The organism is Burkholderia sp. AU32262 (genome assembly GCF_020419985.1).
GTDB classification, from domain to species: Bacteria; Pseudomonadota; Gammaproteobacteria; order Burkholderiales; family Burkholderiaceae; genus Burkholderia; species Burkholderia semiarida.
Genome location: NZ_JAIZRS010000003.1, coordinates 31,962 through 48,898 on the forward strand (window position 1 = coordinate 31,962; position 16,937 = coordinate 48,898).

The 16,937-nt window shown below is 70.2% G+C and carries 19 protein-coding genes; 5 read left to right on the forward strand and 14 right to left on the reverse strand.

The features are described from left to right. Window positions 1-173: 173 nt before the first annotated feature. From LGN10_RS03605 to gloB, 3 genes are all read right to left on the reverse strand, one after another. Window positions 174-1,391, reverse strand: a complete 1,218-nt coding sequence (locus LGN10_RS03605) for an MFS transporter (protein ID WP_226221801.1) — start codon at window positions 1,389-1,391, stop codon at window positions 174-176. 182 nt (window positions 1,392-1,573) lie between these two features. Next, window positions 1,574-3,148 carry a transglycosylase SLT domain-containing protein gene (locus LGN10_RS03610; RefSeq protein ID WP_059573878.1) on the reverse strand — a complete coding sequence of 525 codons (1,575 nt, stop codon included), beginning with the start codon at window positions 3,146-3,148 and terminating at the stop codon, window positions 1,574-1,576. Window positions 3,149-3,299: 151 nt separating this feature from the next. After that, window positions 3,300-4,136 (reverse strand): hydroxyacylglutathione hydrolase, encoded by an 837-nt coding sequence (gene gloB, locus LGN10_RS03615; RefSeq protein ID WP_226221803.1) that lies wholly within the window; start codon window positions 4,134-4,136, stop codon window positions 3,300-3,302. Between the two features lie 18 nt (window positions 4,137-4,154). Here gloB and LGN10_RS03620 point away from each other — a divergent pair, with 18 nt between their 5' ends. From LGN10_RS03620 to dnaQ, 3 genes are read left to right on the forward strand one after another with little or no spacing between them, the layout of a single operon-like run. Beyond that, window positions 4,155-4,967, forward strand: a complete 813-nt coding sequence (locus tag LGN10_RS03620; RefSeq protein WP_059573880.1) for a class I SAM-dependent methyltransferase — start codon at window positions 4,155-4,157, stop codon at window positions 4,965-4,967. After that, window positions 4,964-5,407 (forward strand): ribonuclease HI, encoded by a 444-nt coding sequence (gene rnhA / locus LGN10_RS03625; RefSeq protein ID WP_059573881.1) that lies wholly within the window; start codon window positions 4,964-4,966, stop codon window positions 5,405-5,407. Before LGN10_RS03620 ends, rnhA begins: the two co-directional genes overlap by 4 nt. A 40-nt stretch (window positions 5,408-5,447) precedes the next feature. Further along, on the forward strand, window positions 5,448-6,182 hold the full coding sequence (gene dnaQ / locus LGN10_RS03630) for a DNA polymerase III subunit epsilon (protein WP_059644208.1): 735 nt from the start codon (window positions 5,448-5,450) through the stop codon (window positions 6,180-6,182). 27 nt (window positions 6,183-6,209) lie between these two features. On the opposite strand, the gene LGN10_RS03635 is transcribed toward dnaQ, so the two are convergent. After that, a complete protein-coding gene (locus LGN10_RS03635; RefSeq protein WP_060011508.1) occupies window positions 6,210-6,542 on the reverse strand; it encodes a YnfA family protein in 333 nt (110 codons plus the stop codon). Between the two features lie 536 nt (window positions 6,543-7,078). Between LGN10_RS03635 and proP the strand changes: the two genes are divergently transcribed. Continuing rightward, complete coding sequence (gene proP / locus LGN10_RS03640; RefSeq protein WP_060011506.1) at window positions 7,079-8,569, forward strand: glycine betaine/L-proline transporter ProP; 1,491 nt, start codon at window positions 7,079-7,081, stop codon at window positions 8,567-8,569. A 111-nt stretch (window positions 8,570-8,680) separates the two neighbouring features. Here proP and LGN10_RS03645 read toward each other — a convergent pair whose 3' ends face one another. Continuing rightward, window positions 8,681-8,887, reverse strand: a complete 207-nt coding sequence (locus LGN10_RS03645) for a hypothetical protein (protein WP_059573884.1) — start codon at window positions 8,885-8,887, stop codon at window positions 8,681-8,683. 211 nt (window positions 8,888-9,098) lie between these two features. Continuing rightward, window positions 9,099-9,728 carry a glutathione S-transferase family protein gene (locus LGN10_RS03650; protein ID WP_060011504.1) on the reverse strand — a complete coding sequence of 210 codons (630 nt, stop codon included), beginning with the start codon at window positions 9,726-9,728 and terminating at the stop codon, window positions 9,099-9,101. A 172-nt stretch (window positions 9,729-9,900) separates the two neighbouring features. Between LGN10_RS03650 and LGN10_RS03655 the strand changes: the two genes are divergently transcribed. Beyond that, window positions 9,901-11,124, forward strand: coding sequence for a polyhydroxyalkanoate depolymerase (locus tag LGN10_RS03655; protein ID WP_060011501.1), 1,224 nt, complete (start codon window positions 9,901-9,903; stop codon window positions 11,122-11,124). 7 nt (window positions 11,125-11,131) lie between these two features. Here the strand turns inward: LGN10_RS03655 and LGN10_RS03660 are convergent, their stop codons facing one another. The 8 genes from LGN10_RS03660 to mdcC form a co-directional block, all read right to left on the reverse strand. Further along, window positions 11,132-11,779: a phosphoribosyltransferase gene (locus LGN10_RS03660; protein ID WP_060011499.1), complete on the reverse strand. Its 648-nt coding sequence runs from the start codon at window positions 11,777-11,779 to the stop codon at window positions 11,132-11,134. Window positions 11,780-11,902: 123 nt separating this feature from the next. Then, on the reverse strand, window positions 11,903-12,424 hold the full coding sequence (locus tag LGN10_RS03665) for a phospholipase D-like domain-containing protein (RefSeq protein ID WP_059573887.1): 522 nt from the start codon (window positions 12,422-12,424) through the stop codon (window positions 11,903-11,905). 128 nt (window positions 12,425-12,552) lie between these two features. Next, window positions 12,553-13,485 (reverse strand): acyltransferase domain-containing protein, encoded by a 933-nt coding sequence (locus tag LGN10_RS03670; RefSeq protein ID WP_060011496.1) that lies wholly within the window; start codon window positions 13,483-13,485, stop codon window positions 12,553-12,555. Further along, complete coding sequence (mdcB, locus tag LGN10_RS03675; protein ID WP_060011494.1) at window positions 13,482-14,345, reverse strand: triphosphoribosyl-dephospho-CoA synthase MdcB; 864 nt, start codon at window positions 14,343-14,345, stop codon at window positions 13,482-13,484. The genes LGN10_RS03670 and mdcB overlap by 4 nt, the downstream gene beginning before the upstream one ends. Continuing rightward, on the reverse strand, window positions 14,342-15,010 hold the full coding sequence (gene mdcG, locus LGN10_RS03680) for a malonate decarboxylase holo-[acyl-carrier-protein] synthase (protein ID WP_060011492.1): 669 nt from the start codon (window positions 15,008-15,010) through the stop codon (window positions 14,342-14,344). The genes mdcB and mdcG overlap by 4 nt, the downstream gene beginning before the upstream one ends. Further along, window positions 14,997-15,704: a biotin-independent malonate decarboxylase subunit gamma gene (gene mdcE, locus LGN10_RS03685; RefSeq protein ID WP_060011490.1), complete on the reverse strand. Its 708-nt coding sequence runs from the start codon at window positions 15,702-15,704 to the stop codon at window positions 14,997-14,999. Before mdcE ends, mdcG begins: the two co-directional genes overlap by 14 nt. Then, window positions 15,691-16,626, reverse strand: a complete 936-nt coding sequence (locus tag LGN10_RS03690; RefSeq protein WP_226093733.1) for a biotin-independent malonate decarboxylase subunit beta — start codon at window positions 16,624-16,626, stop codon at window positions 15,691-15,693. Before LGN10_RS03690 ends, mdcE begins: the two co-directional genes overlap by 14 nt. After that, complete coding sequence (gene mdcC / locus LGN10_RS03695; RefSeq protein WP_006485317.1) at window positions 16,623-16,937, reverse strand: malonate decarboxylase acyl carrier protein; 315 nt, start codon at window positions 16,935-16,937, stop codon at window positions 16,623-16,625. The genes LGN10_RS03690 and mdcC overlap by 4 nt, the downstream gene beginning before the upstream one ends.

Below are 16,937 nucleotides of genomic sequence, written 5' to 3' on the forward strand. Positions count from 1 at the left end.
TAGGCGCTAGGGTGCGAGGTTGATCAGCACAAACTTTCAAATTATAGCCTGAAAATGGGCCTATCTTCAATTGATATGGCCGTCCGATCATGGGCGCGCCGCGCTCGGCGGCGCGGCGCGACGTGCTGCGGCCCCGTTTCCGCGGCCGCCCTACCCGTGAGCGTACCGCCGGATCAGTGCGCTTGGCCAGCGCCGCGCGCGGGCCACACGTACCAGACCGCGCTCGCGAGCTGCAGCGCGAGCAGCACGCCCCACGCGGTGAAGTGCGCGGCGGCCGGATAACGGCCGTCGACGGCCGGCCAGTGCGACAGCACGGCGCCGACGCCGATCTGGAACGCAAAGATCAGCAGGAAGATCACCAGCGTGAGCGTCGTGTTCGCGCGGCCGATCAGGTGAGCGGGAAAGTGGCCGGCCATCACCGCGTAGGTCAGGATGCCCACGCCGCCGAACATCCCGTAGGCGGCCCACAGCACGGCCGGCGGCAACGGCACGCGCGCGACGATCGCGAGCTGCGTCGCGACGAACAGCGCCATGCCGATGCCGCAGGTGGCGTAGACCGACACGCCGCGCCGCTCGAGCACGCGCGCCGCCGCACCAAAGCCGACGCAGCCGGCCATCATCGCGAAGCCGAGCACCGACACGAGGCGCGCGGCATGCGGCGCGTCGAATCCGCCGACATCGCGCAGATACGGCCCGACCCACAGCGACTGCATCGCGTAGAACACGCCCTGCGTGACGACGGAGAACGACGCAATCTTCCAGAACGCGCGGCTGCCCAGGATATGCCACGTGCCCTTGAACTGGCCGACGAGCCCGCCCTGGTGGCGCGCCTGCTGCGCGTCGGGCGCGCCGATGTCGATCGACGCCGCGACGGCCACCGTCAGCACCGCGAGGCCGAAACAGATCGCACGCCAGCTCGCCCAGCCGAGCAGCCAGGTCAGCGGCGAGCCGACCATCACGCCGCCGAGGCCGCCCACGGCCATCACGAGGCCGTTGACGAGCGGCAGCCGGCCGACCGGGAAATGCTGCGCGAGCGCCTTGAACGCCGCGCCGAGACACACCGATACGCCGACGCCGATCAGCAGGCGGCCGACCATCATCGCGCCGATGCCGTGCGCCGTGCCGAACACGGCCGCGCCGGCCGCCGCGAACAGCAGCATGCCGGCCGTGACGCGACGCGGGCCGTAGTGGTCGAGCATCACGCCGGCCGGGATCTGCGCGCCCGCGAAGCCGAGGAAATAGAGACTGGTGAGCAGGCCGAGATCGGCGGCCGACAGGCCGAGCTCGTGCGTGACGAACGGCGCGAAGCCCAGATTGACGCCGCGAAACACATACGACACGAAATACCCGACCGAAAACAGCGCGAGCACCCTCACCTGCACCGACGACATCGCTTCCCCTTGTCATATGAAGACGCGCGACGCAGCGCCGCCGCGCCGCGCACAAACGAACGAACGCACAAACGAAAACGCCGTCACCTCGGTGACGGCGTTTCGTCGAATTCGTCGGATGATAGCGCAATCGTGCGGGCCTCACCGGCCGTTACGTCGCGCGGCAGCCGCGCTCGCTTCGCTTACTTCTTCTTGCCCTTGTGCGCGGCGGCCTTGGCCGGCGCGGCTTTCGCGGGCGCGGCCTTCGCCGGCTTCGCCGACGACTTGGCGGCGCCGCGCTTGCCGCCGTGCGACTTGCCGCCCACCGCCAGGCTCGCGCGCTCGATGCGCGCACCGCCCGTCGACGTCGCGATCCGCTCCGGACCGGGTTCCGCCGGCACCGCGCGGCCGACCGGCACGTGCAGCACGAGCGCCTGGCCCGGCATCGCGAGATCGCGGTGCGTACGGTTCCATGCCTTCAACTGGCCGACCGACACGCCGTAGCGACCGGCGATCGCCGCCATCGACTGCTTGCGGCGCACGCGGATCAGCATCTTGCGCGTGTCGGGGACGTCCGGCTCCATCGCGAGCGCGCCGTTTTCGGCGACGTCGGCGCTGATGTCCTCGTCATCGTCATCGCCGCGCGGCACGACGATCGTCGAGCCCGGCTTCAGGCGCATGCCGGCCGGAATCTTGTTGACCGACATCAGCGTATCGGCGTCGACGCCGATCTTCTCGGCGATCGCGGCCGGGCGCGCGCGTTCGCTGACCGTGTAGGTGGTCCACGACGACAACTGGCCGCTGTAGGCTTTCAGGTTCTTCTCGAACGCGGACGCGTTGTCGAACGGCAGCAGGATCTGCGGCTCGGTCGCGCCGAGGATCACCGGCTTCGAGAACGACGGGTTCAGCGAGCGGAACTCGTCGAGCGGCAGGTTCGCGAGCTTCGCGGCCACCGCCACGTCGATGTCGCGCGACGTCGTGACCGTCACGAAATACGGGTGGTTCGGGATATCCGGCAGCGCGAGGCCATACTGCTGCGGGCTCGCGATGATGTTCTTCACCGCCTGCAGCTTCGGCACGTAGTTGCGCGTCTCGTTCGGCATCCGCAGGTTCTGGTAGTCGGTCGGCAGCCCGGCCGCCTGGTTGCGCGCGATCGCGCGCTGCACGTTGCCTTCGCCCCAGTTGTATGCGGCCAGCGCCAGATACCAGTCGCCGAACATGTCGTGCAGGCGAGACAGGTAGTCGAGCGCGGCGCTCGTCGACGCGAGCACGTCGCGGCGCTCGTCCTGCCACATGTTGCGCTTCAGGTTGTACGTGCGGCCGGTGCCCGGCATGAACTGCCACATGCCGGCCGCCTTCGCGACCGACAGCGCCTGCGGGTTGTACGCGGACTCGATGAACGGCAGCAGCGCGAGCTCGGTCGGCATGTGACGCGCCTCGAGCTCCTCGACGATGTGATACAGGTACTTCTGCGAGCGCTCGGTCATGCGCTGCACGTAATCGGGACGCTGCGTATACCAGGTCGTCTGCATGTCGACGAGATCGCTCTGCAGGTCGGGCATCTGGAAGCCGCGGCGGATGCGCGCCCAGAGATCGGAGTCTGCAGTGGTCAGGTCGCCGACGGATTGCTTGTCGACGTCGACAGTTTCTTTGGCGGTGGCTGATTTACGGAGGTAGTTGGACGTCGCCTGCGAATCGGCGGCGTTGTTGGCGACAGGGGGCTGGCTCGCACAAGCGGCGAGTAGCAGTACCACCATCGCACTCAATATAAGTCGCATGAAAATCTCGGCTTCCGACGGCTGGAAATTGCAGGCGATACTACGGAAGTGCGTGCTTCACGTCAATAAAAACACCGAAAACTCAGCGAAATCCTACATTTGGAGCAATTTTTACAGACACCGCTTGAGCTTTGGAGTCCTCCGGAAAACGTCATCGGAACCGGTTTTTCCATTCGCGCATCAGCGTGAATGCCGTCAGACGATCCGTCACCGTTTCGTGCAGCTCGGCCTCGAGCGTCGCGTGGATCGCCGCGCTGTCGGCCCGCATGAACGGGTTGACGGCACGCTCGTGCGCGATCGTGGTCGGCAGCGTCGGCACGCCGCGCGCGCGCAGCGCCTGCGCGTCGTCGCGCCACGCGGCCAGTGCCGCATTGCCGGGCTCGCACGCGAGCGCGAAGCGGATGTTCGACAGCGTGTATTCGTGTGCGCAATGCACGCGGGTGTCGCCGGGCAGCGCCGCGAGCGCATCGAGCGACGCGAGCATCTGCGCGGGCGTGCCTTCGAACAGGCGGCCGCAGCCGCACGAGAACAGCGTGTCGCCGCAGAACACGTGCGGCACCGCGTTGCCCTGCCCGGCCGCGCGTCGACTTGCCGCGCCTTCGCCGGCCGCTTGAAAATACGCGATGTGACCGCGCGTACGGCCCGGCACGTCGAGCACGTCGAACGCGATGGCCGGCGCGTCGAGCGTCACGCGATCGCCGCCTGCAAGGGGCCGCGTGACCACGCCGATCGCTTCGGCCGCGGGGCCGTAAACGGGCAGCGGCGCATCGTCCGGTTGGCTATTGCGCAGCGCCTCGACACCGCCGACGTGGTCGGCATGGTGGTGCGTGAGTAAAATAGCGGTCAACCGCCAGCCTCGTTCGGCAAGAACCCGGCGTACGGGGGCGGCTTCACCCGGGTCGACGGCGATCGCATCGCGGCCGTCCGAGACGAGCCAGATATAGTTGTCTTCGAATGCCGGAACCGGCACGTATTCCAGCTCGTTCATGGGCGCGCAATCATCGTTATGTCTGACCGTCAAATTATAGACTGGCCCGCCTGGACCGACTCGCCGCCCGGCCGCTACGTGCTGGGCTGGGAACAGGCGCAGCTCGACCGGATCGTGTCCGACGTCTTCGGATTCCACGCGCTGCAGCTCGGCCTGCCGCAGCTCGACGCACTGCGCGAGAACCGCATGCCGTATCGCGGCCTGGTGCTCGACCCGGCGAGCGGCGCAAGCGCGCCGTACCAGTATCCGTGGGCGGGCGAAGCGCACACGGCGGGCCATGCGCCCGCCGATCGCAGCACGACGTGGTGCGACCTGCTCGACCTGCCGTTCGAATCGCAAAGCGTCGACCTGATCGTGATGCCGCACACGCTCGAATTCACGTCCGACCCGCACCGCCTGCTGCGCGAGGCCGAGCGCGTGCTGATGCCGGAAGGCCAGCTCGTGATCACCGGCTTCAATTCGCTCAGCCTGTGGGGCATGCGGCAGACGTTCGGGCGCATGGCGAACCGCCCGTTCGTGCCGGCCACGCGCGACCAGATCGCATTCATCCGGCTGAAGGACTGGATCAAGCTGCTCGGTTTCGACCTCGAACGCGGCCGCTTCGGCTGCTACCGGCCGCCGCTCGCCACCGACCAGTGGCTGGCCCGCTACGGCTTCATGGAGGCCGCCGGCGACCGCTGGTGGCCGATCTTCGGCGCCGTCTACATGGTGACGGCCGTCAAGCGCGTGCGCGGCATGCGCCTCGTCGGCCCGATCAAGATGAAGAAGCCCGTTCTCGCACCGGGCCTGACGCCGGCGGCCTCCCCGACCACCCATCAAGAACGTTCATGACAACCGACACCATCGACATCTATACCGACGGCGCCTGCAAGGGCAACCCCGGCCCCGGCGGCTGGGGCGCGCTGCTGCGCTACGGCGACAAGGAAAAGGAACTGTACGGCGGCGAGCCGAACACGACCAACAACCGCATGGAGCTGATGGGCGTGATCGCCGCACTCGAAGCGCTGAAGCGGCCCTGCCACGTGATCGTCCATACCGACTCGCAGTACGTGCAGAAAGGCATCAGCGAGTGGATTCACGGGTGGAAGAAAAAAGGCTGGGTCACCGCGGCGAAGACGCCCGTGAAGAATGCCGACCTGTGGAAGCGGCTCGACGCGCTCGTCGCGCAGCACGAGATCGAGTGGCGCTGGGTCAAGGGCCACGCCGGCCATCCCGAAAACGAGCGTGCGGACGCGCTCGCGAACCGCGGCGTCGAATCGCTGGCCGCCTGACGGCCGGCCGCCTTCTCCTGTTTTTGTTGCTTTTCCCGACATGCGCCAGATCATTCTCGATACCGAAACCACCGGCCTGAACGCCCGCACGGGCGACCGCCTCATCGAAATCGGCTGCGTCGAGCTGCTGAACCGGCGGCTCACCGGCAACAACCTGCACTTCTACGTGAATCCCGAGCGCGACAGCGATCCGGGCGCACTGGCGGTGCACGGCCTCACGACCGAATTCCTGAGCGACAAGCCGAAATTCGCGGAAGTCGCCCACCAGATCCTCGACTTCGTGAAGGACGCCGAGCTGATCATCCACAACGCGCCGTTCGACCTCGGCTTTCTCGATGCCGAATTCGCGCGGCTCGGCCTGCCGCCGTTCTCCGAGCATTGCGGCGGCGTGATCGACACGCTGGTGCAGGCCAAGCAGATGTTCCCCGGCAAGCGCAACTCGCTCGACGCGCTGTGCGACCGCTTCGGCATCAGCAACGCGCACCGCACGCTGCACGGCGCATTGCTCGACTCGGAGCTGCTCGCCGAGGTATATCTCGCGATGACGCGCGGCCAGGACAGCCTCGTGATCGACATGCTCGACGACGCGGGCGCCGACGGCGGCGCCGCGAACGGCCAGCGCGTCTCGCTCGCCGCGCTCGACCTGGCCGTGGTGGCCGCGAGCGACGACGAGCTTGCCGCGCACCAGGCTCAGCTCGACGAGCTCGACAAGTCGGTCAAGGGCACCTGCGTGTGGCGCCAGTCCGCCGCCGCGGATACCGCCGAAGCGGCCTGACGCACACGGCCCGCGCCGCGGCCGCGCTCACGCGCGCGGCTGCAGCGCGATGACGGCCATCCCGCCGAGCGCGAGCACCGCGCCGGCCACGTCCCAGCGGGTCAGCGCGACGCCGTCGATCACCCGCAGCCAGATCAGCGCCACCGCGATGTACACGCCGCCGTACGCGGCATACGTGCGCCCCGCCGCGCTCGGGTGCAGCGTCAGCAGCCACGCGAACAGCGCGAGCGACAGCGCGGCCGGCACCAGCAGCCAGGCCGGGCGGCCGGCCTTCAGCACGAGCCACGGCAGGTAGCAGCCGACGATTTCGGCCAGCGCGGTAGCGGCGAACAGCGCCGCGATCCTCATCAGTTCGGTCATCCGGTTCCTCGCGAATCAGCCCCGTCGCGACGGGCGGCACGGCCGCGCCGCGCGCCGCCGATCATACCCGAGCGGGCCGCGCCGGATGCCCCGCCAGGCGGGCGACCCACGGCAATTTGCACGATCATCCGTCATCGTGCTATCATGTCTCCCGTTTCAACATTCAATCTCTGTCTTTTCGATTTTGAGAGAAGTCCGTCCGCACGACGCGGGCCGGTGCCTCGATCGAAATTGCATCCACAGGAAAGCCCGCCCGACAGGCCCGCTTTTCTCGTTTCGCTGCCCCTCCGGGGCGTTGCCGGAAGCCGGACTCCTCGTCCGCACCGGCATCCGCCGCTTGCATCACGCGGCCCATTCTTCATGAGCGCACTGTCGCGACGGCCCATCGGGCCCGCGTCGAAGCAGCCCCTTGGCCCTTTGCTGCCCGCTGCGCAGCAACCGCTCGATGGTCTGCCCCGACGCGCAGCATGCGACACCGCGCTCGCCGGCAAACCGTGTCGGACGGCCCGCCCGTTCCGGCGCTGTCAAAGGAGTGCATGACCTTGACCGCAACACACGTCAGCCCGACCGCTGTCTCTTCCCCCGCTTCGCCGTCCGGCGACGCCCCGCTCACCGCGGACGACATCACCGTCGTCGACCAGAGCCTGCTCAAGCGCGCCGTCAGTGCGATGGCGATCGGCAATGCGATGGAATGGTTCGACTTCGGCGTCTACAGCTATATCGCCGTCACGCTCGGCAAGGTGTTCTTCCCGTCCAGCAGCCCGTCCGCGCAGTTGCTCGCCACCTTCGGCACGTTCGCCGCCGCGTTCCTCGTGCGCCCGCTCGGCGGCATGGTGTTCGGCCCGCTCGGCGACCGCATCGGCCGCCAGCGCGTGCTCGCCGCCACGATGATCATGATGGCCGTCGGCACCTTCGCGATCGGCCTGATCCCGAGCTATGCGTCGATCGGCATCATGGCCCCGATCCTGCTGCTCGTCGCCCGCCTCGTGCAGGGCTTCTCGACCGGCGGCGAATACGGCGGCGCCGCCACCTTCATCGCCGAGTTCTCGACCGACAAGCGCCGCGGCTTCATGGGCAGCTTTCTCGAGTTCGGCACGCTGATCGGCTATGTGCTGGGCGCGGGCGTCGTCGCGCTGCTCACCGCGTCGCTGTCGCAGGAAGCGCTGCTGTCGTGGGGCTGGCGCGTGCCGTTCCTGATCGCCGGCCCGCTCGGCCTGATCGGTCTCTACATCCGGATGAAGCTGGAGGAAACGCCCGCGTTCAAGCGCCAGGCCGAAGCGCGCGAAGCGCAGGACAAGGCCGTGCCGAAGGCGCGCTTTCGCGAGACGCTGTTCGCCAACTGGCGCGCGCTGCTGCTGTGCGTCGGCCTCGTGCTGATCTTCAACGTGACCGACTACATGGTGCTGTCGTACCTGCCGAGCTTCATGTCGTCGACGCTGCACTTCGACGAATCGCACAGCCTCGTGCTGGTGCTGCTCGTGATGGTGCTGATGATGCCGATGACGCTGTACGCCGGCCGCCTGTCGGACAAGGTCGGCCGCAAGCCGGTGATGCTCGCCGGCTGCGTCGGCCTGCTGGTGCTGTCGATCCCGTCGCTGCTGCTGATCCATGCGGGCACCACCGCGTCGGTGTTCGGCGGCCTGCTGATCCTCGGCGTGCTGCTGTCGTGCTTCACCGGCGTGATGCCGTCGGCGCTGCCCGCGCTGTTCCCGACCGAGATCCGTTACGGCGCGCTCGCGATCGGCTTCAACGTGTCGGTGTCGCTGTTCGGCGGCACGACGCCGCTGGTGACCGCGTGGCTCGTCGACGTGACGCACAACCTGATGATGCCCGCGTATTACATGATGGGCGCCGCGTTGATCGGCATCGTGTCGGTCGTCGCGCTCGCCGAATCCGCGCGCCAGCCGCTGAAGGGCTCGCCGCCGGCCGTCGCGACGCGCCGCGAAGCGCATCAACTCGCTCGCCAGTTGCGCGAGGAGGACGACGAATCGGAGGTCTACGGCGTCGCGACGCCGGCCCGCGCGTAAGCATCGCTCAATGAAAAAGCCCCGGCCGAAGCCGGGGCCCGATCGAAACCGATCCCGCCCGACCGGCTTGCGCCGGCCGGGCTTTTTTTCATTCGATCGACGCGAACGCGCTCATGCCCGCGCTTCGCAGTCACGGCAGAAGATCAGCGCGCGCGACCGCGACACGGCCGCCTGCGCACCGCGCGCCGCGACGATCAGCCCGACCTGGCCGAGATTGAAATCGCGCTCGACCATCAGTTGCGTCAGCGCGGCAAGCGGCAACACGACGGACGGGTGGTACAGGCTCGACTCGATCAGGGCTTTCATCATCGGCTCCATCTGGCAATGCGTGATTTGATGGAGTGGATTCTAGGGATCGGTCGACGCCGGATAAACAGCGCGAATGCGAAGTCACTTGTCAGCCGTCGAGAACAATCGGCTGCGGCTTGCCGGACAAGGCCGCGCGGCGGCCGACAGCGGTATGCGAGCGCCCGGCGGGCCGCTTCGAAGCCGAGGGCCCGTTCACGCCAGTAACGGGCTTGCGCCAGTCCTACGCGAGCGGCGTTTCGACGAACGCCGGCAGCGCTTCGGCGCGCGCGGAATGCGCGGCGAGCGCCGGATAACGGGCCGGATCGATCCGCGCGAGCACCGGGTAGTCGGCCGCCATGAACTGCGTGAAGCGCCACGCCACCGCGACCGTCACGTCCGACTGCAACGGTCGTGCGCCGCCGAACCAGCCGTCCGTGGCGGCGGCCAGCGGCTCCAGCGCGCCGTACGCGCCTTCGAGCTGGCTCAGCACGCGTTCGATCCATGGCTCATGCTGCCTGTCCGACGGGCGCAGCGCCTGCTCGTAGACGAGCTGCACGGTTTTCTCGGCCGCGGCGAGCGCGAACCCGATCGGCACCAGCGCGCGCAGCCGGGCATCGACGGCGTCGGGCAACAGGCGCCGCTCCGGCTCTGCCAGGTGGTCGAGATAGTCGACGATCAGCGACGAGTCGAGCAGCGTCGCGCCGCCGTCGGTCACGAGCGTCGGCGCCTTGACGGCCGGGTTGAGCGTCCTGAACCGTTCGAGATGACGGAACACCGAAATCGACTCGTGTTCGAACGGCAGGTCGAGCAGCTTCGCCGAAATGGCGACACGGCGTACGAACGGGGAATCCAGCATGCCGATCAGCTTCATCGCAAACGCTCCGTTTCGAGGGAATGGGACCGACGACTGTAGCAGCGTCGCGCGGCGGCGCCTAGCGCGCCCGTTCGCGTGATGCAGATCAGCCGCCCGCACATCCGGCTCCCGCTGCCCGGCCACAGTGACCATAATGCAGATTCACGCTCCTTCCGCCCCAGGGTCCGCCATGTGGTATGCCGTCGTCGAGCAGCAGCGGGAATGGATGCGCGCATGGCGCGCGGCGACGCGGTACGCGTTCGACGCATGGCCCGCGGCGTCGCTGCCGCATGCCGCTTCGTCGTGCTACGACGACCTGTTCGAGCCGCTGCTCGGCCCGCAGGCCGCGCCACCGGGCTTCGACCTCGCGTGGCCCGCCGTCGGCGAGCAGGTCGTCGCGCACACGCCGTTTTGCGACCTGCGGCGCTTCGCGCACGACGACGCGCGCCGCACGGTGCTGCTGTGCGCGCCGCTCGTCGGGCACGCGGCCGTGATGATGCGGGAAACCGCCGAAACGCTGCTCGCGGACGGCGACGTCTGCGTGACCGACTGGCGCAATGCGCGCGACGTGCCGCTCGCGGCGGGCCGTTTCGGGCTCGACGAGTACGTCGCGATGCTCGACGACTTCGTCGGCATGCTCCAGCGCGACGCCCGGCCGCTGCACGTCGTCGCCGTGTGCCAGGCGACCGTGCCGGCGCTCGGCGCCCTCGCGCTGCGTGCCGCGCGCGGGCTCGCGCCGCCCGCGAGCGTCACGCTGATCGGCGGCCCGATCGATGCGCGCCCGAACCCGAGCGCGCTCGGCGCCGCGGCCGCCGCCCATTCGCTCGACTGGTGCCGGCGCCACCTGATCGACGTCGTGCCGCCCGGCTTCGCCGGGCACGGTCGCCACGTGTTTCCGACCTATCTGCAACAGGGCGAGATCGCGCTGCTGTATCCACAACGCTTCCTGACGCTGATCGAGACCTACGCGCTCGCCGCTTCCCGCTTCGACATGACCGGACTCGCCGACGCACGGCGGGCGCTGCGCGAATACACCGCGCTGCTCGACATGCCGGCCGACTATTTCCTCGACACGGTCGACGTCGTGTTCCAGCGCATGCTGCTCGCGACCGGCGCGTGGCGCGTGCGCGGCCGGCGCGTCGAACCGGCCGCGCTGCGCGACGCCGCGCTGCTGACCGTCGAAGGCGCCTGCGACGCGGTCACGGGCGCCGGCCAGACGCATGCGGCGCTCGACCTGTGCAGCGGCCTCTGCGCCGACGAGCGCCATCGCGTCGACATCGACGATTGCGATCACTACGGGCTGTTTACGGGGCCTCGCTGGCACGGCAACGTCCATCCGGCGCTGCAGCGCGTGTTCGCGCTGGCGGAAGCCCGCCGACCGCGCCAGCGCCCGCGCCGAAGCCGTCGGACATGACCCCGTGTCAGGGGCGCGTCAGGTCGAGCAGCGCGCGCACCTCGTCGTCGCTCGTCTGATCGAAGCGCGCGTAGAACTGGCTGATCCCGAAGAACCGTAGCGGCTGCGACACCGCGACGAACGCGTCGGCCAGACCGTCGAACGCATGCGCGGCCCCCGCCGGCGCCACCGGCACCGCCGCGACGATGCGCGCCGGGTGGCGCTCGCGCAGCGCCTGCAGCGCGACACGCATCGATGCGCCGGTCGCGACACCATCGTCGACGACGATCGCGAGGCGCCCTTCCACCGCCAGCGGCGGCGCGGCGCCACGATACAGCGCTTCGCGGCGATGCAATTCGGCCGTCTCGCGCGCGATCACGTCGGCGAGTTGCGCGTCCGATACGTCCATCGCGCGGATCGTCGAGCGTTGCAGATGTGTCGCGCCGCCCGTCGCGATCGCGCCCATCGCGAGCTCGGGGTCGAACGGCACGCCGAGCTTGCGCACGACCAGCACGTCGAGCGGCGCGCGCAGCGCGCACGCGACCGGATACGCGACGGGCACGCCGCCGCGCGGCAGCGCGAGCACGACGACATCGCCGCGCCCCGCGTATTCGCGCAACGCGTCGGCCAACTGGCGGCCGGCCTCGGCGCGATCGGCAAAACTGGGTTCGGTCACGATCGCCTCCCTGCCGTTGCGCCGGATGCGCGCAACCCGCGCCGGCGCCTGTCAACGAGCATGGTTCATCGGGCGCACCGACGCAAGCCGGGTCAAACCGGCGCGCGACGCGCCGGAGGAAGGTCAGAGGCCGGCGGCCTGCCGGTACAGCCGCCAGAACGACTGCGCGTAGGACTGCGCCAGTTCGGGCGCGCGTCGGAACACGTTCACCGTGTCGGCCCGCTCGGCCGCGCCGTCGGACAGCGTCGTCAGCGCGACGCTGTCGTCGACGATCACGAAGCGCGACGCGGGGCCGCCGTGCCGCGAATCGATCGCGACGTCGATGCCAGCGGATTTCAGATAGCCGGCGCCGCTGGTCTTGCCCGCGCGCGGCGGGCGCACCAGCACGACGCGTACCTCGATCCCGCGCGCGCGGGCCGCGCGCAGCGCGCTCGCGACCGCCGGCGACACCTGCGTGTAGCCGGCCAGCAGCACGCGGCGCTGCGCCTGTTCGATCAGATCGACGGTCGCGTCGACCGCCGCGTTGTCATACGAAAAGTACGTGCCGACCGATGCGGCGTCGGACGGAATCTGGCTGGCGTGGACACTCGTCGCGCAGCAGAACGCGGCGAGCAGGATGGCGGCTGGTCTCATGGCGGGCGCCATTGTAGCGACGCCAATTCGCGTGGCAAGAGGCGGCCGCGACGCTGCTGCGCCGGCGCAACACACCGTGCGAAAGCGGTGCCCGACAGCTGGGTTTCAAGCCGGGTTTCGACCGGGTTTCGACCCGTCGGTCAGCCGCCGGCGGCGCGCGCGAGCCAGCTCGTCACGCCGTCGACGGAACGGAAATCCGCGAGGCTGCGCGCCGGCAGCGCGGGATATGCGCCGCCGGCCATCTCGGCCAGCGCGCGCCCCGGGCCGAGTTCGAGAAACGCCGTGGCGCCGGCCTCGACGCACGCCGCCAGACAGGCCGCCCATTCGACCGGCTCCGCGATCTGCCGCGCGAGCTTGTCGAGGCCCGTGTCGACGTCGAGCACCGACGCGCCGTCGATCCCCGAGAACAGCCGCGTGCCGGGCAGCGGCCGGCGCACGCGCGTCGCGGCCAGCGTCGCGCGGAATGCCGGCACGGCCGCCGCGAGCCGGCGCGTGTGCGACGCGATCCGCACGCAGACGGGCGCGACGCGCAGCGCACCGGCTCGCAGCGCGGCGTCGGCCACGGCATCGACATCGGCGTGCCGCCCCGCGACCACGAACGCATCGCCGGGGTTCGCGATCGCAATGGCCGCGTCGCGACCGTCGCACAGCCGCGCCAGCTGCGTGCGCGTCAGGCCGCGCACGAACACCATTCGCTCGTCGCCGCCGCTCGCGGCATCCATCGCGCGTGCACGCGCATCGGCCAGATCGAGCGCGTCGTGCGGGTCGATCATCCCCGCGACACTCCACGAGCCGACCTCGCCGACGCTGTAGCCGGCGACGCAGCGCCGGCGCGGCCACACCGCGTCGAGCAGTGAAGCCGCCGCGAGCGCGTGGAGCGTGCAGAGAATCTGCGCGGCGCGGTTTTCCGTCAGCGCGTCGGGCCCGGCCTGCCGGACCCACGTGCGCGGATCGTCGCCGAGCAGCCGGCCCGCATGCGCGAACAAAGCGTCGGCCTGCGGCGCCGCCCCGGTCAGGTCGAACATGTCGGCGCGCTGTGCGCCTTGCCCCGAACACAGGATGGCCAGCGTCATCGCACGTGCCCTTCGGCTTCGAGCACATCGACGAACACGCTCATCGCGAGCAGGTCAGCTGCCCCGCCGGGGCTCAGCCGGCGCGCGACGAACGCCCGATGCGCGGCCGCCGCGCGCAGCCGCCAGTCGCGCGCCCGCACGCCGCCACGCGCGACGAACGCACGGGCGGTCGCGCGGGCGAAATCGAGGCCGTCCTGCCCGCCCCGGTGCAGCAGATTCGTGTCGTCGAGCGCGGCGATCAGCGCGAAGCATGCGGCGACCCGCGCGGCTTCCGGATCGTCCGGCAGGTCGCGCCGGGCGCGGCGCAGCGCGGGCAAGCCGACCGCGTACACGGTCGGGAAGCCGTCGGCCGCCTCGCGACGCGCACCGCCGACACCGTAGCGGCGGCTCGCGCGCTCGCCGTGGCTGTCCGGCAGACGCGGGCCGCCAAGGATCTCGGCGCCCCAGCGACGCGATACGAACGCGCCGAGCGTCGTCCCGGCCGGCGCGCCCGGCAGCGCGCGCCGGCCGGCGGCCGCGCACAGCAGCCCGAGCCCGAAGATCGCGCCGCGATGCGTATTGACGCCGCCGGTCGCGGCGAGCATCGCGTGCTCGGCGCGCAGGCCGATCTTGCGCAGCACGGCCATGTCGGCGTCGCGTGCGCCGGCGTCGACGAGTTCCGCGAAGTACGGCCGCAGCACGGCGGCGCTGCGCGCGAACATTGCGGCATCCATGTCCGTATGACTGCCGGTGTCGACGTGACTGACGAGGCCCGGCTTCGGATAGGTATCGATCTCGAGCACGAGGCTGCGCTCGGCCAGCGCGGCGATGCGCTCGGCATCGGACGGCGCGGCGACGCGGCAGGCGGCTCGTGCGTTCACCGCGTGCCTCCGGTGAAGGCGTCGGCGCGCATCAGTTCGACGGCGATCGCCGTCTTCACCGCGACGTCGGGCATCCGCGCGTGCAGTTCGCGCCAGTTGACGCCCGCGCCGTCGTCGCGCAGCAGTTCGCCGTCGATGCGCATCGGCGCGCGCGCGTCGATCGCCGCGAGACCGTCGAGCAGCGGCGCGAGCGACGCGGCGTCCGGCAGCGGAAACACGATGTCCAGATCGGACGATGCGCTCAGGTAAGAGTCACCCGTCAGCGCCTGCCATGCAAGGCTGCCGAACACGCGCCCCTGCACGCCGCAGCGCGCGCCGAGCGCATCGAGCTCGCGCAGCAGCGCATGCCAGGCCGCGGGCGCGGCGGCGAGCACGTCGGTCAACGTGGGAAGCGGGCCGACCGTCGCGAGCGCGTCGGCGGTCACGTTCAGCGCGATGCGCCGCTTGCCCGCCGACGGCGGCAGCGGCAGGCCGAGCGGCACGCGGCCGGCGTCAGCTTCATCCGGCGACGCGCGACGCACGATCAGCGGTCGGCCGTGTTCGGCCCAGGCGCGCACGAGCGGATCGCTCGCGAGCGCGGGGTCGCGGGCAAAGGCCGCGCCCCACCCGGCCGCCGTCAGCGTGACGAGCGTGTGGCGGCGCAGCGGCAGCTCAGCGTGCGGCACGCGCGAGTGCCTCGACGCGGGCGGCGACGTCGGTCGCGACCGGCCGGCCGCGCGCCGCGCGCCGATCGATGCGCTCGGCCGGCTTGCCGAGCCATTCGCCGACCTGCGCGTCGAGCGCGCGGGACGGATCGAGCACGGCGTCGACGGCGCCCATCTTCACGAGGTTGTCGAGCCCCGGCGCGAACACCGGCGTCGAACGCGCCATCTCCTTCAGCACGTCGATCGGCAGCTTGGTCACGCGCGACATCGACGGCAGGTCCATCACCTCCGGCTCGGCGCCCGGCACCGCGAGCAGCGTGCGCGTCGCGAGCGCGGTCGCGATGAATGCGCCAGCCGCCGTGTGGCCGTACAGCACGCCGATCGTCCGGTGTCCGGCGAGATCCGCGTGCATCAGGCATTTCGCGAGATGCGACAGCCCTTCGTTCAGGCCGAGCAGCTCGTCGCGCTTGCTCATCCGCTGGCTGTCGCTGTCGACCAGCACGAGGATCGGCGTGTCGCCGCCGCGCGCGACCGTGTCGAGCACGCGCGACGCCAGCGTCAGCGCCTCGTCGATGCCGAACGGCAAGCGATCGGCCACACCGATCACGTCGACGCGCGTACCGGCCAGTTCCGCGTGGCCCGTCAGCAGGCCGCCATGACGCGCAATCGAATGGCCGACGGGAAACAGCGCGTTCAGTACTTCATCGAGCGTCATGCCGGGCCTCCTGTAACTGGTCGGCGAGCTTCGCGAATTCCTCGTCGGGCATGCCGGGAATCGCTTCCGGCTTGTCGGCGCCGAGCGCACGCCACACGTCGAGCGCATCCTCGCAGCCGCCGAACCGTTCGATCCGCGCTTCGAGACGCGCCTGTTCCGCGCGCAGCATCGCCGCATCGAACGCCGGCGCGCGGCCGATCAGATCGAGCGCGGCCGCGCGAAACGCGTCCGGTGTATCGGCCACGTAGCGATCGGCGCCGCCGATCAGCCGCCGGTGCTTGCCGCCCATCGTGCGCCAGATCAGCGCGCGATCCTTCGAATCGAATTCCTCGACGCCGCGGTTGGTCTCGATCACTTCGGGGCCCGACACGCTGATGCGCCCCTGTTCCGACACCGCGAGCGCCGAACAGCACGCGGCGAGCAGCCCGCCGCCGCCGTAGCAGCCTGCGCGCCCGCCGATCAGCCCGATCACCGGCACGCCGGCCGCACGCGCGTCGACGAGCGCGCGCATGATCTCGGCGATCGCGAGCTCGCCCGCGTTCGCTTCCTGCAGCCGCACGCCGCCCGTATCGAACAGGATCAGCACCGGCTTGCCGACGTCGCGTGCGGCGCGCAGCAGCCCGGTGAGCTTCGCGCCGTGCACTTCGCCGAAAGCGCCGCCCATGAAGCGGCCTTCCTGCGCGGCGACGAACACCGGGCGGCCGTCGAGCCGGCCATGGCCGACCACCATCCCGTCGTCGAACTGCCGCGGCAGGTCGAACAGCGGCAGGTGCGGGCTCGTCACGCGCTCGGCCGGCCCGAGGAATTCGCTGAAACTGCCCGCGTCGAGCAGCCCGTCGATGCGCTGTCGCGCCGATGCTTCGTACCAGCTCGCCGCGTTCGGGACGAACGCCGGCGCGTCGTGGATCGCGTCGCTCATCATGCGTCTCCCTCGATCGCGCGCACGGCCTGCGCGAGCCGCAGCGACACCATGTCGGGCCGCGCGCCGCCGTCGTTGATCGACAGCTTCAGGCCGCCCGGCGTGCGCCGTTCGACGAAATCCGACACGACGGCCTGCCAGACCGCGCCGAAGCCGACGGCCGCGGTGCGGATGTCGATCTCGCATTCGTTGCCCGGCAACACACGCTCGACGAGCACCTCGAGGTTGCCGGACGCGACCACGCCGACGAGCGCCGCGGCCTGCTCGCCCTTCGCGCGTTCGCGCGCGGTGAAGCGGTAGTTCAACTGTTCCAT